Below are 24871 nucleotides of genomic sequence, written 5' to 3' on the forward strand. Positions count from 1 at the left end.
ATAATTTCATGCAATACAACTTTTACATTAAATAACGTAAATATATATAAGCATGTGATAACAAGAGTGCAACAATAGTTAATGGTAAACCAATTTTTAAGAAGTCCATATAAGAGAAGCCATGTCCTTCACGTTTTGCAATACCAGCAACGACTACGTTTGCAGATGCACCGATTAGTGTTCCATTTCCTCCTAAGCAAGCTCCAAGAGATAACGCCCACCATAGTACTTCGATTTGCGGAGAATCGACAGATAGTCCGAGTCCTGTAGCTAAGTCTTGAATAAGAGGAATCATCGTTGCGACAAATGGGATGTTGTCGATTGTCGCAGATGCGATGCCAGATACCCATAAAATAAGTATAGCTGCGAATCCGATGTCACCGTTTGTTACGTCGATTACTTCTCTTGCAAGTGAAGAGATAAGTCCGATATCAATTAACCCGCCAACGAGAACAAATAATCCGGCGAAGAAGAAAATGGTTACCCATTCAACGTGGGCAAATACATCTTCAATATCATGTTCTTTCACGCCGATTAACATAAGAAGTGTAGCGCCTGTCATCGCGATAACAGCAGCGTCTACATGAATAATCGAATGAAGTACGAAGCCTAAAATAGTTAGTCCTAAAATCGAAATAGATTTTAAAAGGAGGCTTTGATCTTTAATGTAATCTTTTTCGTTTAATGCCATTAGTTTTTCGATTTGTTCAGGTGTTGTTTTTAGTTTATTACGATACATGAAGTAAATAATGCCAAGTGTCACGATAGAAATAATAATTACGATTGGAGCTAAGTTAAGTAAAAAGGCGTTAAAGTCTAAATGCTTGTTTGCTGATCCAATCATAATATTAGGTGGATCACCGATTAATGTTGCTGTTCCGCCTATATTTGAAAACAGCACTTCTGAAATCAAATAAGGCACAGGATTTACTTTTAAAATACGTGTAATGGATAGCGTAACAGGAACGATTAATAAAACAGTCGTTACATTGTCCAAAAATGCTGATCCGACAGCAGTTAATAGGGATAGTAATAATAAAATGCGAATCGGTTTTCCGCCAGCTGCTTTTGCCGCTTTAATGGCCACAAATTCAAAGACGCCTGATTGACTCGTAATATGTACGAGAATCATCATCCCAATTAAAAGGGTAATCGTTTCCCATTGAATATGTGATGTGAAAGCAGTATGTAAATCTACAACTCCAAAAATAATCATAATAGCAGCACCGAATAGTGCGATTACAGCACGATTCAATTTCTCAGAAATAATAAATCCGTACGTGATTAAAAATACGGCAATTGCAAAATAATATTGCCAATTTGCTACTTCATGTGCTGACTGTTCCAATCATGTCACCTTCTTTAAATTATGTATTCAATTGTCGAAATGTATCTCGCTGCAATAATACGGGATAAAATATATTGTAGCAAATTCAAAAAAGAAAGAAAACTATTTAACAAAGTGAAGGAAAAAATGTATTTTTTACATATCATATAAAAAATATAAAAAACACAGTGCAAATTATTAGGAAAAGTGAGCGTTGTCCTCTAATATAGAGATAGCAATTTACATTATTTTTGCGTAAAATGGTTTAAAGAGGTGAATTCCGATGGAAATAGTAAAAGATAGTTCTCTTATTCAAAATGAAATTGAACGTTTTGTAAATAAAGATGTATATATTCATTTAGAAACGACAAACGGAGCGTATGCATCACACATAAATGAAAAGATGATGACAGTTGGTGCTTTCATTCGAAATGCGATTATCCGTTTTGAACGCGGGAAGATAACTGGAACAAATCCATACCGAGTTGGTCTGAAAATGGATCACGGTTGGGTATATGCTGAAGGTATTACGCACTGGGAAGTAGACGATCAAGAGCGTTTATTACTAGCTGGACATGATAATTTAGGTCGCTTAGCAGTTGCACTTGAGTTAAGCTTAACACCATTTAAGTAAGAAGGAGGGAAACTTATGGAGAGACATGTACTTGTTGTATTTCCGCATCCAGATGATGAAGCATATGCTGCGGGAGGAACAATTCGCTTATTAACAGATCAAGGAGTACCTGTAACATATGCATGTGGTACTCTAGGACAAATGGGACGTAACATGGGTAAGAACGTATTCGCTAACCGTGAAACGATTCCACATATCCGTAAGAAAGAATTGAAAGATGCTTGTAAAGCGATGGGTATTAAAGATTTAAGAATGCTTGGCTTCCATGATAAAACGTTAGAATTTGAAGATGTTGATTTCGTTGCTGACAAAATTGAAGCAATCATTCAAGAAGTAAATCCATCTCGAATTATTACATTTTATCCAGAACACGGTGTACATCCAGATCATAATGCATTTGGCCGCGCTGTCGTTCGCGCTGTATCACGTATGCCAAAAGAAGAGCGCCCAGTTATCCATGCTGTTGCGATTACGAAAAATCGTGAGGCAGTATTAGGAGAACCGGATGTTGTAAATAACATTAGTGAAGTATTTGATCATAAATTAACTGCATTAGGTGCGCACCGTTCACAAACAGAAGCAATGCTTGAAGACACGCATGCAAAAATAAAAAACAAAGATGCAGCAACATTAAAATGGCTGCAACTTGAACAGTTTTGGACTTATAAATGGGAGTAGGCTAGAAGGATACCTTCTAGTTACTCTTACATAGAAAAGCGCCGTCACTTGTGATGGCGCTTTTTTTATTGAAGACTATATATTTCTTAAGGGGCTTCAAAATTTTTAAATTAACGTGCAGTATAGCCTCCATCAACAAGAAGTGTTGTACCGTTAACAAAACTAGCTTCATCACTTGCTAAAAATAAGACAGCTTTAGCGACTTCTTCTGGTGTTCCAAGTCTGCCTTGTGGATGAAGTGAAGCTAAATATTCTTTCTGTTCAGGATTAACACTACCAAGTAAAGGGGTGTCAATATAACCGGGGCACACCGCATTAATACGTATTCCATATTTAGCGTAGGCGGTACATAAATTTTGAGTTAATAGTTTCACACCACCTTTTGCAGAGGAGTATGCTGTTGGGGTAGGTAATGAAACAAAACTATGAATCGAACCAGCGTTAACGATGACACCACCTGTACCTTGTTTAAGGAATTGTTCAATCGAATATTTATTAGAAAGGAATACTCCAGACAAATTAATATCAATAGTTCTTTTCCACTTTTCATAGGATAATTCGTTTGCTGGTGCATCATCAGCAACGCCGGCATTGGCATACATAATATCTAATTTACCGTATGTACTTACTGTCTCATGAATTAGCTGTTTAATATCTGCCTCTTTTGTTACATCAGTTTTAATAAATAACGTATTATATCCATGTGCATTCAATTCATCTGATAGTTCTTTTCCGCGTTCAGAAAAGTCAGCAATAACTACTTTTGCACCTTCTTCGATAAAAAGACGAACAGTAGATTCGCCAATTCCACTTGCTCCACCAGTTATGATTGCTACTTTGTCTTTCAATTTCATATAAACCTCTCCATTCATCAATGAATTTAAGTCGAATTTTAAAATCTGGTTATGTCACTATTAACCTTAAATAGTAAGTAGATAGAAGAAAAAGCTCGCGTTTACTTAATTGTGAGAGTGCTATTTTTTCTTTAGTGTACTTTTTGATACAGTTATGGACGAAAATATTAATTTGGTCAATCTTATCATTAGATTGAATATTTGGTAAAGAGCTCTCGAACAGAGCGAGTACGGATGCTGAAAAATTAAAATAAATATGAAGTATTATTTGTAGGGTAAGGAACAAGGGGAGAGAAGCATAACGAAAACTACTACTCTATTTAAATAGGAAAAAACCTTGCAGGGGGGCAAGGCTTTAAACAGGGTATTAAAAATTATTGATTTATTAAGAAGAACTTCTTCTTGTGAATAAACTAATTTTAGCATGATAACTCATATGTATGTGTTACGAATTTGTGAATAAAAACTCAATGATAAAAGTATGAGTGAAAGGAAATAATGTATTTGAAATATGTATTATTACAGAAAGTTTAGTTGAAATAGTGAGGAAAATAAAAAAGCGCAATGAGCAAAATAATTAAGAGACGAATTATATGAAAGATTAGTGGAACGCCTACTATTTAATTCTTTAGAACTGATTTTTAATAATGCATATAAGAAGCGTATATTTTGAATTATTTAATAGAATAATATATATTTATATTGATTTAGTGATTTTAGTTTGTTAAAAATGGGGAAATCGATATGAAGGTTAAATTTGCCGTAATAAAAGATGAGAGCTTTGATTGTAGTTTATTGGAAACAAAATTATTGAAAACTTTTAAAGAAGTAGATTGTGAAGCAGATATTGTAAAGGTTGAGGATGAAATTTTTGAAAACAATGATGTACAAACACATTTATCAGAAATAACCATTCATGTTACTGGAAAAAATATCGGATATAGATCCGTTTCAGCCAGTATATTTATTGTTCTAGAGAGTTTATCAATACAGCTATTTCGTATTCATATTAGTATACTTTAAGCAGTTCAAAAATTGGCTTCTTCAGAAAATCATACTGATTATATGGAGTTGTAAATATGAAAACAATAGAAATTATCGTAGGTGCTTCCGAATGTTGGATTGCACCTTGTTTGTTGTTAAATAAACAAGGGGTTCCTTTTAAAATTTTAATGTATCTTAACGCTAATTTATAAATAGAAGAATAGAAACATGTGAGTAATTCAATTAGATTGTACAAATAATTTGGTACGCGGATATACGCAATGTATTCACAGGTAAGAGGGTTGTCTCATAATATATATAGATTTTTCTATTAAGATGAACAGAGGGTGTGAATATATGGAAGATGTTTACGCTAAAATTGACAGTCTCAAGGCGGAGCAAAAAGAAATTATGAGAGACATTCGAAATTTAGAAACGCGTACCACTATTAATGAGAAAGACATAGCAACAATCAATAAGCAATTAGAAAAAATAAGTACAAACACAACTTGGATTTTGCGAATTATTATTAGCGCGATAATAATGTCAGTTTTAGGATTAATATTAAAAGGAATGATTTAGTCTTGTGAAATAGGACGATATAAAAGAAAGAGGGGAACTCCCTCTTTCTTTATGTAAATGAGAAACTATAAATTTTCCGTTTCCTTTTCGTCTGCATACTTATCCTCTAAGGAAATTAATAGAGGGATTGATACGGTTACTAGAATGATTAAAGTAGTTATAAAAGATTTAGAAAGAGAAAAAGAACCTTCAATTAAAGGTGATAAAAACTTGAATGAAAGTATACTTGTTATTAAGGAAATTACTAAAAAGCTCAAAAGAGATATATTTTTATTCTTTATAGATGTCTCTATAAAGTCTTTAACACAGGTTATTACGACAAATATAGTTAATATGATAAGAGAAACAAAATAATGTGTTACATTTGTCATACTAATAGTAGGATCGTCTATTATGTAAGCAAGTAACTTAGATACTAATATTCCTCCAAACAATAAAATAATAAAAGCAAGTAATCCTTCCGATATATAAGTGCTCAAATTGTCTTTCTTGTTAAAGAGTTTATAGTTTAGAGTAGATTGGGTTATTTGAATTAGGAATAGGCTAATAATCCATACATAATATACAATTGGTAATTCTCCTGAGAATAGAGAAATTAGGAAATTTAATACTGTCCTTAAAATTTCAATCATTACGAAAGTCCTCCTGTTTGTAAGCTTGTGACATTAAAATTTGCTAGTCTATCGTTTAATAATTAAGTTTATGAATTCAAACTATTTCTAATTATTCCATAAAAAGGCGAATGCATCAAGTTATCTTTTTAACAATCCTCCAAGGCCGAGCACTAGTAAAAGAAACGCAATATGTAATATAATTGAAAAAGTATATTTAAAAATCGATGTTAATATTACCCTCCTATAAGTATTAACATACGTAATTGAGGTGTTTTCTTTGTTGTTTTATGACCGGATTTCTATAATGGCCCCTCCTGTTCCGTAGCTAAGGAAAGTCTTTTTATTTCTGAGATTTTCAAAGTTATAGGAGGGTATGAAAAATGAAAAAAGTCTCAGTACCATCACTTTTGTTAATGATTGTTCTTGTCGCATTTCCGCAAATTAGTGAAACGATTTACACACCGTCTTTACCGGATATTTCAAAGGCGTTACATGTAAGTAATAATGAGGTGCAGTTAACGCTTAGTGTGTATTTTGCTGGATTTGCTTTAGGTGTATTTTTTATTGGATGGCTATCAGATATAATTGGCCGTCGCCCAGCAATGTTATTTGGAATTGTCGTATATGGCGCTGGGAGTTTCTTGTGCTTTATTGCAAATTCCATTGAAGTTTTATTGGTAAGTCGTTTTATTCAAGCGTTTGGAGCAAGTGCAGGATCAGTTGTGACGCAAACGATTCTTCGTGAAAGTGTAGAAGGGCATAAGAGGCATGTTATGTTTGCTCAAATTTCAGCAGTCATTGCTTTTACACCAGCGATAGGACCGTTAATTGGTGGCTTTCTTGATCAAATGTTTGGATTTAAAATAGTATTTTTAAGTTTAGTAGTTATGAGTATCGGTATTTTTCTGTATACGTTTGTTTCTCTTCCTGAAACAAAAACGGGCTCAGTAACGAATAAAATAAATGTATTTTCAGTCTTGAAGAGGTTAATTACAAATCCAAAAGTGGTAACATATGGGCTGTTAATTGGAGGAGCAAATGGTGTTTTATTTAGCTATTATGCAGAAGCGCCGTTTATCTTTATTGAATACTTTCAGTTATCGCCTAGTATGTATGGCTTTCTAGGAATTGTTGTAGCGTCTGCTTCTATTGTTGGAGCGAAAATTTCAAAACGTTTACTTGCTACTTATAAACCAGAGAAAATTATATATATCGGTTGTCTTGTAATGACAGGGGGAGCAGTCGCTTTATCTATTATTACTTCAGTTGGATCAAATCCAAATATAATATATATGATTGTATTTTTAATAGCGATGTTTATATTGCTATTAGGAATTGGAGTAGCGTTACCTAATTGTTTAAGTTTAGCGTTAGTAGATTTTCAAGATGTCATTGGTACAGCTGGTGCATTGTTTAGTTTAGGTTACTATGTAATTGTAACGATGACAATTTTGGGAATGAGTCAGCTGCATACAGGCTCGTTAATGGTGATGCCACTTTATTTTCTGGTTATTGTAGTTATAATGGCAGTGTTTACTAGGGTGTTTATCTTTGGTAAGCAAACTTCGAAATCGATTTAAATATGAAATTGTAAAAGAGTCTCATTTTTTAATGAGACTCTTTTATATTTTATCCCGTTGTTTTGAGGCAGAAAGGTTTCTGCCTCAAAATTTGGCTGGAGTAAAGAAGTTAGTAGTTTATTAATATATTAAATTCCTTATTGGTATATGAATCGAATGTGTGGGAAATTACGTTATCAACTATAAAGGTTGAAGTATTTGAGATATGAAACCGAGGAAGATAGCATCTCCTCGTTTATTTATATTGTAATAATATACATGTCGGAATCATATTGAATAGATGTATTTTATTGTTAATTTAGTTAAAAATTAATCAGACTTATGTATAATAATTTATTGAAAAAATAATTGAATTTTTCAGATTAATGAATTAATATAAGGTAAGTAATTTTAAGATTTATAGAATATTGGAAGATGAAAGGTTCTGAGAATTTTATTAGGAGCACAAAACGATTTTAGGATAGCTTTAAAGCTAGTGTAAAATGACGTTTGCTTCATCATTTTCAGGGTCGAAAGGAATTAGGGGAAAGCATCTTGTGTTAAAATGCGGCTATGAATCATCTAAGAGGGGGAAGTGAAGTGGCAAACAAAGAATTGAAAAGAGGTTTAGAAGCACGTCATATTCAAATGATTGCTTTAGGCGGAACGATTGGTGTTGGTTTGTTTATGGGATCAGCCAGCACAATTAAATGGACAGGTCCGTCAGTAATGCTTGCTTATGCAATTGCAGGTATTTTCATCTTCTTCATCATGCGTGCCATGGGAGAAATGTTGTATATGGAGCCAAGTACAGGCTCATTTGCGACATTCGGTCATAAGTATATTCATCCACTAGCTGGTTATATGACAGCGTGGAGTAACTGGTTCCAGTGGGTTATCGTTGGGATGTCAGAAATTATCGCGGTTGGAGCGTATATGCAATATTGGTTCCCGGATTTACCAGCTTGGATACCAGGTATAATTGCAATGGTTATTCTTGGTGCAGCTAACTTAATTTCTGTGAAGTCATTTGGTGAATTTGAATTTTGGTTCGCGATGATTAAAATCGTTACGATTCTATTAATGATTATTGCGGGATTTGGCCTTATTTTCTTCGGAATTGGTAACGGCGGAGAAGCGATTGGCATATCTAATCTTTGGTCAAATGGCGGTTTCTTTACAGGTGGTTTCTCAGGATTCTTCTTTGCTTTATCACTTGTAGTTGGTGCATACCAAGGTGTGGAATTAATTGGTATTACTGCTGGTGAAGCGAAGGATCCAAAGAAGACACTTACAAGAGCGATTCAAAGTACAATTTGGCGTATTTTAATTTTCTACATCGGTGCTATTTTCGTTATTGTAACTGTGTATCCGTGGGATCAATTAAGTACAATTGGTAGTCCGTTCGTAGCAACTTTTGCGAAAGTTGGTATTACGGCAGCAGCTGGATTAATTAACTTCGTTGTTATTACAGCAGCAATGTCTGGTTGTAATAGTGGTATTTATAGTGCTGGTCGTATGCTTTATACGTTAGGTGTAAATGGACAAGCACCGAAATATTTCACGAAACTTTCTGGAAATGGTGTGCCTTTATTTGGTACAGTTGGCGTAATTATCGGTCTGGCGGTTGGTGTTGTTTTAAGTTACATCGCACCGAAAAACTTATTCGTATATGTATATAGTGCGAGTGTACTTCCTGGAATGGTACCATGGTTTGTCATTTTAATTAGTCAAATTAATTTTAGAAAAGAAAAGGGAGCAGAGATGAAAGATCATCCGTTCAAAATGCCATTTGCTCCTGTTACAAACTATTTAACGATTGCCTTTTTAATTATGGTATTAATCGGAATGTGGTTTAACGATGATACTCGTATTTCATTAGTTGTAGGTATTATTTTCTTAGCTATCGTTACAATTAGTTTCTATGCTTTTGGAATAGGAAAGCGAGCTCCGTTAGACGTTCAAAATAATAAAGAGATTTCAAGTAAATAAAGAAAAGGCTGTTCATTTGGAACAGCCTTTTCTTATTGTTGTTATTTGTCGATAAATCGGTACACCTTGTCGAATTGTTGATATAATTTGATTTGTGATAGATATATTTGAAAAATCGTTGGTATAATTTCACATACTATCTGTCGCTATCATGATTAAAATTTCTCTAATACGATTTTCCCAATGGTGTGCCCGCTTTCAAGTAGTGCATGTGCTTTTTTTAAGTTTTCAGCGTTAATCGGTGTTAATGTTTCATTTAAAGTAGTTTTTAAAATGCCTTCATCTAGTAGTTCGCTTACTTTATTTAATAGTTCGTGTTGCGTAATCATATCGCCAGTTTCATACATCGCTTTTGTGAACATAAACTCCCAAACGAGTGTAGCGCTTTTACTTTTTAAAATACCCATTTCAAGAGGGTGTTCATTTTCTACGATAGAGCAAATTTTGCCTTGTGGTTTAATAAGGTCACATATTGCTTGCCAATGTTGATCTGTATTGTTTAAGCAGAAAATATAATCTACATCGCTGAATCCAAGGCTTTGTAATTGCTCTTTTAAAGGGGTACGATGGTCAATTGTATGGTCAGCTCCAAGCTTTTTAACCCAGTCTATCGTTTCGCCGCGGGAAGCAGTTGCGATTACATTTAGTCCAGCCCATTTCGCAAGTTGAATTGCGATTGAACCGACACCACCAGCTCCGCCGATAATTAAAATGTTTTTAAATGAATTCGTATCTTTTTTAGTATGATCAATGCCTAAACGTTCAAATAAACCTTCCCATGCTGTAATCGCTGTTAAAGGAATTGCGGCAGATTCAGCATCATGTAACGTTTTTGGTTTCTTACCGACAATTCTTTCATCAACTAAATGATATTCACTATATGTACCTTGTCTCGTAATGCTTCCAGCGTAAAATACTTCGTCTCCTTCTTTAAATAATGTACAACTTTCGCCAGTTTGTACAACAACACCACTAGCATCCCAGCCAAGAATTTTTGGTGCATCTTCTTTTTTATCTTTCGGAGAGCGAACTTTTGTATCAACTGGGTTAACGGAAATAGCGTTAATTTTCACGAGTATATCTCTTCCTGTGGCAACAGGTTTTTCAATTTCCAGATTAATTAAACTGTTTTCTTCTTCAATAGGTAAGTATTCATGTAAACCAATTGCTTTCATTTGTAATCCCTCCATTAAAGTAAGAATCATTTACTTCTACATTATAGATGGTGAAATACTGCTATGTAAAAAAATACCCTCTTTTTTATGTAAGCTGTACTGATAGTCTAGAAGGAGTTTATTTCTAAAAAGAAGAATTTTTTACTGTATTACTTTATCCAAAACTAAATGTAAAGGTGGATACATAATGACAGTAAAGAAACTTTATTTCATCCCAGCAGGTCGTTGCATGTTGGATCATTCGTCTGTTAACAGTGCGTTAACACCGGGGAAACTATTAAACTTGCCGGTGTGGTGTTATCTTTTGGAGACGGAAGAAGGTCCTATTTTAGTAGACACAGGTATGCCAGAAAGTGCAGTTAATAATGAAGGGCTTTTTAACGGTACATTTGTTGAAGGACAGATTTTACCGAAAATGACTGAAGAAGATAGAATCGTGAATATATTAAAGCGTGTAGGGTATGAGCCAGACGACCTTTTATATATTATTAGCTCTCACTTACATTTTGATCATGCAGGAGGAAACGGTGCTTTTACAAATACACCGATTATTGTGCAGCGAACCGAATATAAGGCAGCACTTCATAGAGAAGAATATATGAAAGAATGTATATTACCGCATTTGAACTACAAAATTATTGAAGGGGATTATGAAGTGGTACCAGGTGTTCAAGTATTGTATACGCCAGGTCATTCTCCAGGCCATCAGTCGCTATTCATTGAGACGGAGCAATCCGGTTCAGTTTTATTAACGATTGATGCATCGTACACGAAAGAGAATTTTGAAGATGAAGTGCCGTTCGCAGGATTTAATCCAGAATTAGCTTTATCTTCAATTAAACGTTTAAAAGAAGTTGTGGCGAAAGAGAAACCAATTGTTTTCTTTGGTCATGATATAGAGCAGGAAAAGGGTTGTAGAGTGTTCCCGGAGTATATATAGTGCAAAAAGTCATGAGTTCGCGTGCTCATGACTTTTTCATTTAAATAATTTTTTTAAATAAATTATAAACTTTTTTTGAACTATCTTCGTTTAACTGATAGTACGTAAGGTTTACATCATCAGGAGTATCTTGCTGAGCAATCATCACTTCGCTGCTGTGATGATCAACTATCCATATGAAATATTTTTTATAAGTTCCATCCTCGAAAGTAATCCACATATCACAATCTATTAAATCTGATCCTTCTTCATCCAATGTTAATTTGCCTTTTTTTGCGGTATTCATACTGTTAATAAATGTTTTTAATTCATCTGTTTTTGTGAGAAAGATATCCTTTTTTGTTTTAATTGATTCTACATGTATATCTTTTATTTCCTGCTTTTCTAAAAAAACAGGGGGCTCATTTGGATCTCGCGAGCTTGAAATAATAGTAGCTTTCTTTTTCGGTTTGTTTGCAGTATAGAGATCTTGAATAGATTTTCCCGAGTTTACAAACCATACAATTCCACAAATAATTAATACGCTACCTAGCAATAAAATAATTTTTTTAATAGGGTTTTCTCCTCTCTATTATTTCGTGTGAAGAGCTTTTCTATTAATATATGATAGGTAAGCGTAAAGTATTATAGTTGAACTTGGTTATGCTTCACAGTTTTTATCGGGCGATCTATGAGTAAATTGTAAGTGAGCCCAATTAATACGAAAATGCCACCGATAACTTTACCAATTGAGAGTTCATTTGTCAGGAAGAAATCAATAATAGTCCCCGCAAATAATTGTCCGATAAAGATGAGTAATGTTAAATAAAAGGCTGATATTTTAGGAGTAATATAGTTGGATAATGAAATAACGATAACGCCTACTAATCCGCCTAAGTACACGGCGATAGGAATAGATTGCAACGTATGAATAGGGATATACAATGAATCTGAACTGAAAATTAAAAATAACATAGAGAAAAATAATCCAGTAATATAATTGAAAAATGTGCCTTCCCAGTTTCCAATTTCCTTTGCTAAATTCGCGTTAATAATTCTAGCAACGACGATAGAAACACCAGCTAAAATAGCGATAGTAATATATAACATATTTTTGCCCCCATTAATAAATTGTCATGATAATAATCCCAGAAGAGATGAATGCTAATCCAACTAGTTTTTTCTTTTCAAACTTTGCAACTTTCATTCCTAATAAGCCGAAATGATCGATAATGATGGAAGCAATGGATTGGCCGAGTAAACTTAATGCGATCGTAATAGAGGCACCAAGGACGGAGAAACTTATATTATTAAAAAGAACAGTGAATACTCCAATCGCTCCAGCGCTATATAAAAAAAGCGGAATACCTTTATTGAAATGAATTTTATGTTTGTTTAAGATTAAAACGAAAATAACTGTAATTAAACCGACAAGGTGAATGACAACGCTTGCTGTATACTTGCCAATTAATTCAGATAAAATCCCATTCAATGGAAGCATAACGGCAATGAGCACACCAATAAAGACAGAAAGAAAGTTGTACAATGTAATATCCCCTTTAATTTTCATATTTGTAATGACTGTATCATGCTGAAATTGTGAATTACTATGACATATGTCATAGTGGAAGGGGAAAATTTTGATTACAATGGGGAGTAGTTGTAAAGGCGGGGGAACTATGAAGAAAATATGTAATTCTATTAAATTAACAAATTATATGAAAGAAAATAATATTGACTCCTTTTTTAGTAATGATATGAAACCATATATGGAACTAATATTTTTTAAAAAGAATGAGTTTATTTGTAGAGAGAATGAAGAGATAGATTATTTATTTTTCTTCGTTGAAGGAAAAGCGAAAGCGTTTAATACATTAAGTAACGGGAAATCTGTATTGTTATGCTTTTATGATAGCTTGCAGCTGTTAGGAGATGTGGAGTTAATTCATTCTCAAAAGACAGCTTCAAACGTACAAGTGATGGCAGATTCATATTGTGTTGGTTTGCCTTTAGGGAAAGTGAGAAATCAATTATTTCATGATGCAAAATTTTTACGATGTATTTGCGGATCGTTAGCACATAAGTTAAATCGACTTTCAAAAAATAGTACAATTAATTTACTATATCCACTTGAAAATAGACTTGCGAGTTACATGTTAGCAGCAGGGGAACGAGCGGTGCAGCATGGAAATAGAATTGTGTTTAGTGGGAATTTAACGGAAACAGCTGAATTGTTAGGAACGAGTTATCGACACCTATTACGTACATTAAATATTTTTTGTGATAAAGAGATTATAAAAAAGAACAATGGTTGCTTTGAAGTAGTAAACTTGGATGTTTTGAGGGAATTGGCGGCAGATGTTTATAAATAATATATTAAAATGGGGATTTAGATGAAAATAGCAATTATTTCAGATGTTCATGGAAATAGTCACGCTTTGAAATCCGTATTAGAAGATATTGAACGTCGCAAGGTCGAAATGATAATTAATTTAGGTGATAGCGTCTATGGGCCGTTAGATCCTTTAGGTACAATTGAAATATTAATGAATAATGAGATGATACATATTAAGGGAAACTGTGATCGCATGCTTTGGGAACCTATACAAGAGCAGTCTGCTACACTAACTTTTGTCCGAAATCAATTAACAGAAAATCATATAGATTGGTTAAAACAACATCCTTTCCAATTCATTGTTGACGATATTTTATTTTGTCATGGTACACTAACTTCAGATGAGGTGTATTTACTAGAAGAAATGGACGAAAATGGTGCAGTATTAAAGAGTGAAAAAAATATAATGGATCAACTCAAAAATATAGAACAAAAAATAATAGTATGTGGTCATACACATATTCCTAGAGTTGTTTATTTAGCGAACGGAAAAATCATAATAAATCCAGGGAGTATAGGGCTTCCAGCGTACAAAGATGAATTACCCATTGTGCATAAGATGGAATCAGGAACTCCGCATGCAAAATATGTAGTGATAGAAAAGGTTTTGGGAGAATGGGTAATTGAACAAATTCCAGTTCCTTATAATTGGGAGGAAGCTGCTGAGTTAGCTGTTCAACAGGAAAGACATGACTGGGCACAGGCACTAAAGACTGGGAAGATAGAATGAAGGGGAGTTTACTTTATGGTAAACTGCTCTTTTTTATTTTGAGTAGATATTGAATTATATAAAAATAAAATGTTATGATTATGGAAACATATGAATATATGAACAAATATTCATATGTAAAAGAAGGAGGGATTAGAATGATAGACCTAATTATTATTGGAGCGGGTCAAGCTGGATTAACAATGGGATATTACTTGAAGCAAGAAGGGTATAATTTTTTATTACTTGAGGCAGGAAAACAAGTTGGTGATTCATGGAGAAATCGATATGATTCTTTGCAGCTTTTTACCCCAAGGTCTTACAGTAGCTTGCCGGGTATGGCGTTAATAGGTGAAAAAAATGAATTTCCATATAAAGATGAAATTGCAACTTATTTAGAAGAATATGCAAGACATTTTCAATTACCGGTACAATTACAAACGGAAGTTCTAAAAATAAAGAAAGAAAAAGAAATATTTGAATTACATACTCCTACAGAAGTTTTACAAACGAAAAAAGTTATTATCGCATCAGGTGGTTTTCAGCAACCATTTATTCCCTCAGTTTCAGCAAATCTATCATCACATATTTTTCAAATACATTCATCACAATATAAATCATCACCGCAAATTCCACAGGGGAAGGTACTTGTAGTAGGTGGCGGGAATTCAGGAATGCAAATAGCAGTAGAACTTGCAAAAACACATGAAGTTACGGTGTCTATTAGTCATCCTTTAACGTTTTTACCGTTACAACTTTTTGGAAAAAGTATTTTTAATCTGCTAGAAAAAATGGGTTTATTGTACGCTGAAATAAATACAAAGAGGGGAAGATGGTTTCAGAAGAGAAAGGACCCTATTTTCGGTTTTGAAGGTAAGAAACTTATTCGTAATGGAGCAATCAAACTGCAAGAAAAAGTAGTAAGTGCATCAGGAAATAACATTATGTTTCAGAATGGTGATATTTATAGTGCAGAAAGCGTTATATGGTCAACTGGTTTTGTTCAAAATTATAATTGGATTGAAATTGAACAGGCAGTGAATGAGAAAGGATTTCCTAATCATATAAAGGGAATCAGTCCAGTAAAAGGATTGTATTATATCGGTTTACCATGGCAATCTCAAAGGGGTTCCGCACTTATTTGTGGTGTAGGAAAGGATGCAGCGTATGTACTTTCTGAAATCAAAAAAATAGATCAGTAGCGATAACTACTGATCATCCATATGTACATGAATTAGGAGAGGTCAAACATTTATTAACTTTATTATAATAGATTTTCATGGAATTAAAAACTGAAAATTCAAATTTAATGTTGAGAAAGTTTTTTGTATCGAAATATATGAAAAAATAGGGATTTTTATTGAAACAGAAAAAGATATTTCTATTTTAGTAAATTATGATATAGTCTAAATAAGCGTGTTTTTCCATAAATGTAATTATTTTCATTGTAGTTTCGTTTATATGAGGGAAGGAGAAGTAATTATGAAGTTTGATGATCAACGCTTATTAGGAGTCCGATTAGGTTCTGTACTTGTAACAGAGGAAAATCAATATTTAGTAATTAAGAAAAAAGATCATTATGCACTTTTAAATATACATAATTTAGAATGCACACATGTTGAAGTGCAGCTAGAACATATTGAAGAAATGTTGCAGGAAGATTTTCAAGAAAGTATAACGGAGATTATCGCACCAGAACATATAAAAATTGTTGCCAAAAATGTAATATAAAGAAAGAAGCTGGAAGGAACAGCTTCTTTCTTTTCGTTAAAAGGATAACGTTTTTAACACGTCACCAATAATCCCTTCCATTTGATGAACGCCTAAGTCAGCGTTCGTCATTATAACAGCACCATTACCTCGGTATGGATAGCATATCATCATACATTGAAATCCAACGCCCCATCCAAGTGAATACATTTGTAAGTCTTTATTCGAATCATCTAGAAACACACCTAATCCAGTCCATTTTGAGCAACCTTGAGGAGAAATCATATCTTGTACTAATTTTTGAGAAAGTTTTAGTTTGCCCTTTCCTTGTAAGGAATGAATGATTTCAATAACTAAAGCTGATAAGTTAGTGAAATAAAATAAATGAAAGTTAGTAAGGGGGAACATTTATGGAATTCTGGATGGTTATACTAATATTAGCCTTTGGTTTCATTTATATCGCTGAAAAATTAGCTACAATTGAAAAGAAAAATGATGCGCGTTTAAAGAGAATTGAAGATAGATTACAATTAATTACGAAAGAAATGGGAATTGTAGAAAGAGAACCTGAAATTAATAAAGAACTACGCCAGCTTGTAGAAGAAGGAAAAACAGTTACAGCAGTTAAGAGAGTAAGAGAAGCTTTTGGTTTTTCCTTACTAGAAGCGAAGCAATATGTTGATAAATTATAAAAAAGATCATCCATTTGGGTGATCTTTTTCACTGCACCATGCGTGTATTTACATAAGCGGCGATAATAAAGTGTCCAATTATAATGATAGGAATAACGATCGTGACATTAGGAGTAGTGAAGACACTACCGATTGTGGCAATGACCCCAGCAACTAAATTATAAAGACCAACTATTTTTGATAACTTCACTTTATCAGGCACGTGGCGTTCATTGAATCCTGATAAGAGCCAAGTGTATTGTTTTACTCCAATGAAATAAGCTAGTGCAAATGAAAGGATTGCCACTATGAATAATGATGGGGAAGCGAAGAGAGTCATTGAAAACACCTCCTTTAAAGGGTTATAAATAAATTATAGTATGAATGTTATAATTTAACAAAATATAAGTATAATAGGAAACAGAGTATTTATCATGAAGGGAGATTAAGTATGAATATTGTGGAATTCCAGAGATATGTATCAAATTTCAGTAAAGAAAAAGGATTTCAAGATACAACAATTGAAGAGCGTACGATGTATGCGATGGCGGAATTAGGTGAATTAGCGGAAGTGATATTAAAGCGTGATGCAATACAGGATGCGAAAAGAGAGATTGGTTTAGAAATGTTTGATGTCATTTGGAATGTATGTGACTTAGCAAATAAGTTAGAAATTGATTTAGAGAAGGCATTTGAAGAAAAAATGAGGATTAATAAAAAACGTGAATGGTAAGTGGAATATTAATGTGTAAAGATGGGGGATACGAATGAAAAAGAAGCTTATTATAGGAGGAGTCTTTACCTTAATTAGTGTAATGAGTGTTTTCGCTTATTTAGTCTTTCAAGGCATATTTATTCCGAATCAAATAAGTGCGGATAAGTATGAAATAAAAGGTGTAGATGTTGCGTCATACCAAGGAGATATAGATTGGAGAGAGTTGGAAAAGCAAAATATGAAGTTTGCGTTTATAAAGGCTACTGAAGGAAGCTCTTTTGTAGATAAGTACTTTTCGGAAAATTGGACGAATGCGAATAAGACAGGTATGCGCGTCGGAGCGTATCATTTTTTTAGTTTTGATAGTAAGGGTGAAACACAAGCAGAGCAATATATACGAACTGTTCCAAAGTATAAACAAGCATTGCCACCCGTAATTGATGTTGAGTTTTATGCTAACAAAAAAGATAATCCCCCTAAGCGTGAAGATGTTGTGAAAGAGTTGTCGGTTATGATTGAAATGCTAGAAAAACATTACGGTAAGAAAGTAATATTGTATGCAACGCAAGAGGCGTATGATGTATATATAAAGGATGCGTATCCAAAATGTGATATATGGATTCGTAGTGTTCTTACAAAACCGAGTTTATCTGATGGGAGAAAATGGAAGTTTTGGCAATACACGAACCGCGGAAGATTAAATGGTTATAATGGAAAAGAAAAGTATATTGATTTAAATGTATTTTATGGGAATGAGGAAGAGTTTGAGAATTATGGAATGAAAGATTAAGTTTTAAAGTGTACAAAATTTTGTACGCTTTTTTTGTTAATTACATAAAAGTATGCAAATGAAGATGGAACAAACATTTGAGATGAATTGTCTAATATAGGTAATAACTATTTGGCTTGAAAGAAAGGGTTGATGACATGAAAAAGAATACGTTGTTAAAAGTAGGATTATGTGTAGGTTTACTAGGAACAATTCAATTTGTTAGCACAATTTCTTCTGTACAAGCATCACAAAAGGTAGAGAAAACAGTAATAAAAAATGAGACGGGAACCATTTCAATATCTCAGTTAAACAAGAATGTATGGGTTCATACGGAGTTAGGTTCTTTTAATGGAGAAGCAGTTCCTTCGAACGGTCTAGTTCTTAATACTTCTAAAGGGTTAGTACTTGTGGATTCTTCTTGGGATGACAAATTAACGAAGGAACTAATAGAAATGGTAGAAAAGAAATTTCAGAAGCGCGTAGCGGATGTCATTATTACACATGCGCACGCTGATCGAATTGGCGGAATAAAAACGTTGAAAGAAAGAGGCATTAAAGCGCATAGTACAGCATTAACTGCAGAACTAGCAAAGAAAAATGGATATGAAGAACCGCTTGGAGATTTACAAACCGTTACAAATTTGAAGTTTGGAAATATGAAAGTAGAAACATTTTATCCAGGGAAAGGGCATACAGAAGATAATATTGTCGTATGGTTACCGCAATACAATATTTTAGTTGGAGGCTGTTTAGTGAAATCTACGTCCGCGAAAGATTTAGGAAACGTTGCGGATGCTTATGTAAATGAATGGTCTACATCGATTGAGAATGTGCTGAAGCGATATAGAAATATAAATGCAGTAGTGCCTGGTCATGGGGAAGTAGGGGACAAAGGATTACTTTTACATACATTGGATTTATTAAAATAAGAAATTGTAGAAATACAAAAGAGAGGAGAAATAATTTTCTCCTCTCTTTCTTCTAACTATATTTAAATGCTGAATCTGTTGATTACGCCAGCATATATTACTGAGATTTTAATTCCAAGTATACAAATACTAATACTGTCATAATTGCTATAACAACGTAAGTAGCATCAAGCACTATAAGTGTTTTTAAAGTTTCAGTCATCGTAATTCACCCCTGTTATAAAAATATAACATGATCTTTTTATTGATTAGAGTAAGAGATCATAAAGATAAAATGTATATGAAATTTCTTAAGTAGCTTCTATATAAATATATCATATAAATAATGTAAGTAATGTTAAGATAGTGTAAATGTATTGTAAATAAAAAGGTTTACAATAAAGACTTTAATAAAAAATGGTAGTTTCTTAAAATGAAAAATATGCTATTTTCATATGCGATGAATTGCAACTATTTGTATAAGGGATTCGAAAAATTTTTCGTTGTATATATTTCTCCAAATTAATTATTTAGCTATTTAAAAGTATTGAAAGATGTGTGTACACTAATGTACGTTTTTTAGTGTCAATAAAAATATTATGTCAACAATATGAGCTGTCACAAATCTTTATATATTATTGTGATGGAAATCACATCACTTTTTTTCAATGGGTATTATGCTTAAGGTGTAATGAATGATTGGGAGAGGGTGGGATGATATGTTTTGTTATCAATGTGAACAAACGCCAACAGGCGGATGTAAAGTAATGGGTGTGTGTGGCAAGAATGAAACGATTGCGAGTTTACAAGATACGATTGTGTTTGGGCTAAAAGGAATTGCAGCTTATCGCACACATGCTGCTCAGCTAGGGTATACGGATGCATTTGTAGATGCTACAACACAAGAAGCTTTATATATGACATTAACAAATTCTAACTTTAACGAACAAGAGCATATTGATATGGCTATGAAAGTGGGGAAATCAGCTTTACGGGTGATGGAATTATTAGATGAGGCACATACGAATCATTTTGGTGTGCCAGAGCCTGTACAAATTACACAAAATCGTGTAGAAGGTAAAGCAATTGTAGTTACGGGTCATAATTTATTTGCACTAGAAGAACTATTAAAGCAAACAGAAGGAAAAGACATTAATATTTATACACATTCTGAAATGCTACCAGCACACGGATATCCGCAGCTGAAAAAATATAAACATTTAAAAGGAAACATCGGTAAGGCATGGTATGATCAAAGACGCCTTTTTGAAAAATTTACTGGTGCCATATTAGCTACAACGAACTGTGTTATGCCAATTAAAGGATCGTACTCTGATCGATTCTTTTCATATGATATTGCAGGTTTAGAAGGTGTACAAAAAATTGAAAATGATGATTTTACACCATTGATTCAAAAAGCACTAGAACTTCCAGAAGTACATATGGAGTCGGATGAACAGTTAGTAACAGGGTTTCATCATAATACAGTATTATCATTAGCCCCAGAAATTATTGATGCAGTAAAAGAGGGGAAAATAAAGCGTTTCTTTGTTATCGCCGGTTGTGATGCACCGGGAAAAGGCGGAGTATATTATCGTGAATTAGCAACGTCACTTCCGCCAGAAACGGTTATTTTAACAACTTCTTGCGGGAAATTCCGCTTTAATGATGTGGATTACGGTGTTGTACCTGGTACGGAAATTCCGCGGTACATTGATTTAGGACAGTGTAATAATTCCATTTCTACAGTGAAAATAGCGGCTGCATTAGCTGATGCTTTCCAATGTGAAGTGAATGAATTGCCAGTAAGTATTGTGCTATCATGGTTTGAACAAAAAGCGGTTGCCATTTTACTCGGGCTATTTAGTCTTGGGATTCAAGATATTCGCATCGGTCCAAAGGTTCCTGAATTTATTTCACCTGGCGTGCTTGATGTATTACAAGAAACATTTGGTTTAAAACTAATTACAAATGCAGCAGAAGATATGGCTATGATGTTATCGTAACAAAAAATGATCTGTTTTATTAATAAGAAGAGCTAGCCATATTCATTAACTTTGGTATAGTATAGCGCCCCAAAATAAAAATGTAGAATTTTTGTTTTGGGGTATTTTCTTTTCTTAGTGGGATAGGTATGGGGCAAAATAAAAAAAGAAAATAGGCTGTATCGAATAGGTAATAGTTGATTTTAGAAAAATATAAAAATCGAGTTGACATTCATTGCTACTTAGTCATACAATGTACTTGTGATAAGCAATACTGAGTAGTGTTGTTTCTCAAAATATTTTCAGTAGACAATAGGTAATAGCGGATTTTAGAAAAAATTTGAAAATCAGTTGACATCTATCGCTACTTAGTCATACAATGTAGATGTAATAAGTGATACTGAATAGTATGAATTCAAAAAACTACTCAGTAAAAAATTCGCCTTAGTACTCTGTAATACTGAATATAAGTCAGACAGAATAGGGGGTAAAGGAGGATCAGGACATGGAAAATTTAACTGAAATGCTGAAAGGTTCACTGGAAGGGTGTGTACTGGAAATCATTAGTCGCCGTGAAACGTATGGCTATGAGATTACCCGCCACCTGAATGATCTTGGGTTTACCGAAGTTGTGGAAGGTACGGTGTATACCATCCTTGTACGATTAGAGAAGAAAAAGCTTGTGAATATTGAAAAGAAACCATCAGATATGGGACCGCCTCGTAAGTTTTATTCATTAAATGAAGAAGGCCGCCAGGAGCTTGAATTGTTTTGGGAAAAATGGGATTTTGTATCGTCAAAAATTAACGTCTTGAAGTCAAAATAGGTTCATAAGATAAAACGTTCCGGCCGATACTTTGGGAATTTCTTGTTCGGTTTTATAAAAAAGGAGGAAAATAAGATGTTAGAAATGTTTAAAAAGTTAATTGGTGATAAAAAAGAGTACAAAATGATGATGGCACGAGTTGAGGCTCTGCCAGAGGACTACCAATTTGTATTTAAGAAAATTCAAAACTACATGTGGAATTTCTCAGCGGGTAACGGGATGGATATGTTACACATACAGTATGAATTAATCGATTTGTTTGAAGCTGGTGCAGCAGAAGGAAGACAAGTGCTTGACATTACTGGGGATGACGTGGCTTCCTTTGCTGACGAACTAGTGGCAAATGCTAAAACTTACGTCTCCAAGTATCGTGAAGATTTGAATGAAAGTATTATGAAGAAATTGAGAAAAAAATAAATGGAATAAGTAATACCGACTGATTAGCTGGTTACACATATGAATTGCCATCATAGCTATTCAGTTATATTTTTAGCTCAGTACTAAGTGATACAGAATATCAGTGGTACTAAATAGATAGAGGTAAATAAATTATCTTCGCAAAATATTTTTATAGGGAGGAAAAATGTATGAGTCATGCAGCGATTTCTGTAAAAGGCTTGAAAAAATCCTTTAAAGACAAGGAAGTTTTAAAAGGGATAGATTTTGAGGTGCAGCGTGGAGAAATTTTCGCGCTGCTAGGCTCAAATGGAGCGGGAAAGACGACAACGGTCAACATCCTTTCGACGCTAATGAAGCAAGATGGCGGTGAAGTAAGTATTTGCGGATTTGATGTACAGCGTCAACCAAATCATGTACGTCAAAGTATCAGTTTGACAGGGCAGTTCGCAGCTTTAGACGGTATGCTGACTGGGAGGGAAAACTTGATAATGATAGCTAGGCTACGTGGTGTTTCCAATCCCGCTCAAGTTGCTGACAATCTACTTGCAAGATTTAGCCTGACTGATGCGGCAAACCAAAGGGCAGATCAGTATTCAGGCGGGATGAAGCGCCGGCTTGATATCGCGATGAGTTTGATTGGGGCGCCAGCAGTTATTTTTCTTGACGAACCAACGACTGGACTCGATCCTGAAGCGCGAATTGAAGTGTGGGATACAGTCAAGGAACTTGCTGATAGTGGTACAACTATTTTGCTTACGACTCAGTACTTGGAGGAAGCAGAACAACTGGCAGACCGTATCGCTATTTTGCATGGCGGAAAAATTATTACGACAGGTACTCTTGCTGAACTAAAAGAGATGTTCCCACCGGCAAAAGTGGAGTATATCGAGAAGCAACCGACATTGGAAGAAATATTCCTTGCGATCATTGGCAAAAAGGAGGAGATGTAAATGAAAAGTAAAACAGGTGTATTACTAGGTCGTTTAATGCGTAACATTATGCGCAGCCCGGATACAATTATTACAGTAGCGATTACACCGATTATGATGATGCTATTATTTGTCTACGTGTTTGGAGGCGCAATAAAAACTGGAACGGAAAACTACGTTAATTATTTATTGCCGGGAATTTTGCTAATGGCTATCGCATCCGGTGTAGCTTACACTTCTGTGCGACTCTTTACGGATGTAAAGAGTGGGCTGATGGCACGTTTCATTACGATGCCTATTAAGCGCTCGTCGATATTGTGGGCTCACGTTTTAACCGCTCTTATTGCTAATGTACTTACTATCGTGGTGGTTATTCTTGTTGCACTCTTAATGGGTTTCCGTTCCAGTGCGAATATTCTAGATTGGCTCGCGGTAGCTGGGATACTTGGGATGTTTACGCTGGCGCTAACATGGTTGGCTATCATTCCAGGGCTGACGGCAAAGTCTATGGAAGGGGCGACTGCTTACTCGTACCCACTAGTTTTTCTTCCATTTATTAGTTCGGCCTTCGTTCCTACCGAAACGATGCCGAAAATTGTTCGTGCTTTTGCAGAGAATCAGCCTGTAACTTCAATCGTGAATGCAATTCGTGCTCTTTTATATGAAGGAACTGTTGGAAACGATATTTGGATTGCGCTCACTTGGTGCGTAGGTATAATGATTATTTCTTACTTTTTCGCTAGTAAAGCATTTAAACGTCAGCTAGGGTAAGTGAATGAAATCATCCGGAATAATATATTTTTTTGAAAAAGCACGGGAAGATTTTCCGTGCTTTAATAATTCATTCATACTTCGCTTAATTGTAGTAGTTTTAAAGTAAATAGGAGAATAATAAATCGAATACACATGCCTGGAAATATGGTATGTTAACACTTAACTAAAATGACTTGTTAATAAACAGAATATTCCGTGTAAATATAGAGGTTATCGTTGTGATGTGTTATATTTATACTTATAAGGTATATAATGTATAAATTAATCGTTTAGGGGATGAAAAAGGGAGAGGTTCAAATGAAATGGTATTTATATACTCTCAAAAACTATGCGAAATTTAGTGGGAGAGCTACGAGAAAAGAGTACTGGATTTTTACTTTATTTAATAAGGTTACGTTTTGGTCATTCATATATTTGGCCTCTTATTCTTCGTCTGCCTTTTACTTAAGAGCCAATATTACCTTGCTATATATAACAATTTTTATCGTTCCTACTCTGGCAGTGGAAGCTCGTCGATTACATGATAGTGGAAAAACAGGATGGTGGCAGCTATTAAATTTGGTGCCATTTGGAGGAGCGGTTCTACTTGTGTTTTGTATCATTGAAAGTGATGAAGGTGAGAATAAGTATGGACCAAATCCACATTCAAATCTTAAACAAGCAATTTAATGTGTTTATAGAAAACTCTAATATAAAAGGTATGAACTAAAAGTTAGTTCATACCTTTTTTGTTGTATTATTCATAGAAGCCTCGTTCAGT

At 34.1% G+C, this 24871-nt stretch carries 29 protein-coding genes and 1 pseudogene; 21 read left to right on the forward strand and 9 right to left on the reverse strand.

The features are described from left to right. Window positions 1-22: 22 nt before the first annotated feature. A complete protein-coding gene (locus ACTFRY_RS07240; RefSeq protein WP_000437992.1) occupies window positions 23-1348 on the reverse strand; it encodes an ArsB/NhaD family transporter in 1326 nt (441 codons plus the stop codon). Between the two features lie 262 nt (window positions 1349-1610). Here ACTFRY_RS07240 and ACTFRY_RS07245 point away from each other — a divergent pair, with 262 nt between their 5' ends. Together ACTFRY_RS07245 and bshB2 are read left to right on the forward strand one after the other, a co-directional pair. Next, window positions 1611-1961 carry a YojF family protein gene (locus tag ACTFRY_RS07245; RefSeq protein WP_000407045.1) on the forward strand — a complete coding sequence of 117 codons (351 nt, stop codon included), beginning with the start codon at window positions 1611-1613 and terminating at the stop codon, window positions 1959-1961. A gap of 15 nt (window positions 1962-1976) precedes the next feature. Further along, window positions 1977-2639 (forward strand): bacillithiol biosynthesis deacetylase BshB2, encoded by a 663-nt coding sequence (gene bshB2 / locus ACTFRY_RS07250; RefSeq protein WP_000439486.1) that lies wholly within the window; start codon window positions 1977-1979, stop codon window positions 2637-2639. A 110-nt stretch (window positions 2640-2749) separates the two neighbouring features. Here the strand turns inward: bshB2 and ACTFRY_RS07255 are convergent, their stop codons facing one another. Next, window positions 2750-3493 (reverse strand): SDR family NAD(P)-dependent oxidoreductase, encoded by a 744-nt coding sequence (locus tag ACTFRY_RS07255; RefSeq protein ID WP_000768021.1) that lies wholly within the window; start codon window positions 3491-3493, stop codon window positions 2750-2752. Window positions 3494-4237: 744 nt separating this feature from the next. On the opposite strand from ACTFRY_RS07255, the gene ACTFRY_RS07260 reads away from it, so the two are divergent. Continuing rightward, on the forward strand, window positions 4238-4516 hold the full coding sequence (locus ACTFRY_RS07260) for a hypothetical protein (protein WP_000865018.1): 279 nt from the start codon (window positions 4238-4240) through the stop codon (window positions 4514-4516). Between the two features lie 318 nt (window positions 4517-4834). Next, window positions 4835-5059 (forward strand): hemolysin XhlA family protein, encoded by a 225-nt coding sequence (locus ACTFRY_RS07265; RefSeq protein WP_000390462.1) that lies wholly within the window; start codon window positions 4835-4837, stop codon window positions 5057-5059. A 65-nt stretch (window positions 5060-5124) separates the two neighbouring features. Here the strand turns inward: ACTFRY_RS07265 and ACTFRY_RS07270 are convergent, their stop codons facing one another. Next, a complete protein-coding gene (locus ACTFRY_RS07270) occupies window positions 5125-5691 on the reverse strand; it encodes a DUF5823 family protein (RefSeq protein ID WP_098617197.1) in 567 nt (188 codons plus the stop codon). A gap of 362 nt (window positions 5692-6053) precedes the next feature. Between ACTFRY_RS07270 and ACTFRY_RS07275 the strand changes: the two genes are divergently transcribed. Both ACTFRY_RS07275 and ACTFRY_RS07280 read left to right on the forward strand, forming a co-directional pair. Further along, a complete protein-coding gene (locus tag ACTFRY_RS07275; RefSeq protein WP_074595576.1) occupies window positions 6054-7253 on the forward strand; it encodes a multidrug effflux MFS transporter in 1200 nt (399 codons plus the stop codon). 579 nt (window positions 7254-7832) lie between these two features. Next, a complete protein-coding gene (locus ACTFRY_RS07280; RefSeq protein WP_001284404.1) occupies window positions 7833-9224 on the forward strand; it encodes an amino acid permease in 1392 nt (463 codons plus the stop codon). 155 nt (window positions 9225-9379) lie between these two features. Here the strand turns inward: ACTFRY_RS07280 and ACTFRY_RS07285 are convergent, their stop codons facing one another. After that, a complete protein-coding gene (locus tag ACTFRY_RS07285) occupies window positions 9380-10399 on the reverse strand; it encodes a zinc-binding alcohol dehydrogenase family protein (protein WP_098617198.1) in 1020 nt (339 codons plus the stop codon). Window positions 10400-10586: 187 nt separating this feature from the next. Here ACTFRY_RS07285 and aiiA point away from each other — a divergent pair, with 187 nt between their 5' ends. Beyond that, complete coding sequence (gene aiiA, locus ACTFRY_RS07290) at window positions 10587-11339, forward strand: quorum-quenching N-acyl homoserine lactonase AiiA (protein ID WP_098617199.1); 753 nt, start codon at window positions 10587-10589, stop codon at window positions 11337-11339. 40 nt (window positions 11340-11379) lie between these two features. Here aiiA and ACTFRY_RS07295 read toward each other — a convergent pair whose 3' ends face one another. The 3 genes from ACTFRY_RS07295 to ACTFRY_RS07305 all read right to left on the reverse strand — a co-directional run bounded on the left by ACTFRY_RS07295 (window position 11380) and on the right by ACTFRY_RS07305 (window position 12888). Then, window positions 11380-11874 carry a hypothetical protein gene (locus ACTFRY_RS07295; protein ID WP_061663920.1) on the reverse strand — a complete coding sequence of 165 codons (495 nt, stop codon included), beginning with the start codon at window positions 11872-11874 and terminating at the stop codon, window positions 11380-11382. Window positions 11875-11963: 89 nt separating this feature from the next. Beyond that, window positions 11964-12428, reverse strand: a complete 465-nt coding sequence (locus tag ACTFRY_RS07300; RefSeq protein ID WP_000965812.1) for a DMT family transporter — start codon at window positions 12426-12428, stop codon at window positions 11964-11966. 13 nt (window positions 12429-12441) lie between these two features. Then, window positions 12442-12888 (reverse strand): DMT family transporter, encoded by a 447-nt coding sequence (locus tag ACTFRY_RS07305; RefSeq protein ID WP_044795216.1) that lies wholly within the window; start codon window positions 12886-12888, stop codon window positions 12442-12444. 109 nt (window positions 12889-12997) lie between these two features. Here ACTFRY_RS07305 and yeiL point away from each other — a divergent pair, with 109 nt between their 5' ends. The 4 genes from yeiL to ACTFRY_RS07325 all read left to right on the forward strand — a co-directional run bounded on the left by yeiL (window position 12998) and on the right by ACTFRY_RS07325 (window position 16153). After that, entirely contained in the window at window positions 12998-13690 is a 693-nt protein-coding gene (gene yeiL, locus ACTFRY_RS07310) for a transcriptional regulator YeiL (RefSeq protein ID WP_016118364.1), read from the forward strand. 21 nt (window positions 13691-13711) lie between these two features. Further along, window positions 13712-14443 carry a metallophosphoesterase family protein gene (locus ACTFRY_RS07315; RefSeq protein ID WP_044795215.1) on the forward strand — a complete coding sequence of 244 codons (732 nt, stop codon included), beginning with the start codon at window positions 13712-13714 and terminating at the stop codon, window positions 14441-14443. Between the two features lie 137 nt (window positions 14444-14580). Then, window positions 14581-15624, forward strand: coding sequence for a flavin-containing monooxygenase (locus ACTFRY_RS07320; RefSeq protein WP_000566229.1), 1044 nt, complete (start codon window positions 14581-14583; stop codon window positions 15622-15624). A gap of 280 nt (window positions 15625-15904) precedes the next feature. After that, window positions 15905-16153 (forward strand): hypothetical protein, encoded by a 249-nt coding sequence (locus tag ACTFRY_RS07325; protein WP_000666946.1) that lies wholly within the window; start codon window positions 15905-15907, stop codon window positions 16151-16153. Between the two features lie 36 nt (window positions 16154-16189). On the opposite strand, the pseudogene ACTFRY_RS07330 reads toward ACTFRY_RS07325, so the two are convergent. Then, window positions 16190-16504: pseudogene (locus ACTFRY_RS07330) on the reverse strand (serine hydrolase domain-containing protein); the annotation flags it as partial. A gap of 38 nt (window positions 16505-16542) precedes the next feature. Here ACTFRY_RS07330 and ACTFRY_RS07335 point away from each other — a divergent pair. Then, window positions 16543-16824: a hypothetical protein gene (locus ACTFRY_RS07335; protein ID WP_098617201.1), complete on the forward strand. Its 282-nt coding sequence runs from the start codon at window positions 16543-16545 to the stop codon at window positions 16822-16824. A gap of 28 nt (window positions 16825-16852) precedes the next feature. Here the strand turns inward: ACTFRY_RS07335 and ACTFRY_RS07340 are convergent, their stop codons facing one another. Then, window positions 16853-17143, reverse strand: coding sequence for a DUF3784 domain-containing protein (locus ACTFRY_RS07340; RefSeq protein WP_098617202.1), 291 nt, complete (start codon window positions 17141-17143; stop codon window positions 16853-16855). A gap of 111 nt (window positions 17144-17254) precedes the next feature. Between ACTFRY_RS07340 and ACTFRY_RS07345 the strand changes: the two genes are divergently transcribed. The 9 genes from ACTFRY_RS07345 (at window position 17255) to ACTFRY_RS07385 (ending at window position 24780) form a co-directional block, all read left to right on the forward strand. Continuing rightward, a complete protein-coding gene (locus ACTFRY_RS07345; RefSeq protein WP_001028137.1) occupies window positions 17255-17536 on the forward strand; it encodes a MazG nucleotide pyrophosphohydrolase domain-containing protein in 282 nt (93 codons plus the stop codon). Window positions 17537-17570: 34 nt separating this feature from the next. Further along, window positions 17571-18308, forward strand: coding sequence for a glycoside hydrolase family 25 protein (locus tag ACTFRY_RS07350; protein ID WP_098617203.1), 738 nt, complete (start codon window positions 17571-17573; stop codon window positions 18306-18308). Window positions 18309-18445: 137 nt separating this feature from the next. Continuing rightward, complete coding sequence (gene bla2, locus ACTFRY_RS07355) at window positions 18446-19219, forward strand: BcII family subclass B1 metallo-beta-lactamase (RefSeq protein ID WP_098617204.1); 774 nt, start codon at window positions 18446-18448, stop codon at window positions 19217-19219. Between the two features lie 698 nt (window positions 19220-19917). Then, the gene (gene hcp / locus ACTFRY_RS07360; RefSeq protein ID WP_061663930.1) at window positions 19918-21204 is read left to right on the forward strand and encodes a hydroxylamine reductase; all 1287 of its coding nucleotides are present in this window, start codon (window positions 19918-19920) and stop codon (window positions 21202-21204) included. A 484-nt stretch (window positions 21205-21688) separates the two neighbouring features. Beyond that, the gene (locus tag ACTFRY_RS07365) at window positions 21689-22009 is read left to right on the forward strand and encodes a PadR family transcriptional regulator (RefSeq protein ID WP_000429487.1); all 321 of its coding nucleotides are present in this window, start codon (window positions 21689-21691) and stop codon (window positions 22007-22009) included. A 75-nt stretch (window positions 22010-22084) separates the two neighbouring features. Further along, window positions 22085-22426, forward strand: a complete 342-nt coding sequence (locus tag ACTFRY_RS07370; protein WP_000891986.1) for a DUF1048 domain-containing protein — start codon at window positions 22085-22087, stop codon at window positions 22424-22426. 170 nt (window positions 22427-22596) lie between these two features. Next, entirely contained in the window at window positions 22597-23358 is a 762-nt protein-coding gene (locus ACTFRY_RS07375; protein WP_000017470.1) for an ABC transporter ATP-binding protein, read from the forward strand. Next, window positions 23359-24108 (forward strand): ABC transporter permease, encoded by a 750-nt coding sequence (locus tag ACTFRY_RS07380; protein ID WP_098617206.1) that lies wholly within the window; start codon window positions 23359-23361, stop codon window positions 24106-24108. A 300-nt stretch (window positions 24109-24408) separates the two neighbouring features. Further along, entirely contained in the window at window positions 24409-24780 is a 372-nt protein-coding gene (locus ACTFRY_RS07385; protein WP_000872433.1) for a DUF805 domain-containing protein, read from the forward strand. Window positions 24781-24871: the final 91 nt, after the last annotated feature.

Source organism: Bacillus cereus group sp. MYBK195-1 (assembly GCF_051916605.1).
Lineage (GTDB): Bacteria > Bacillota > Bacilli > Bacillales > Bacillaceae_G > Bacillus_A > Bacillus_A cereus.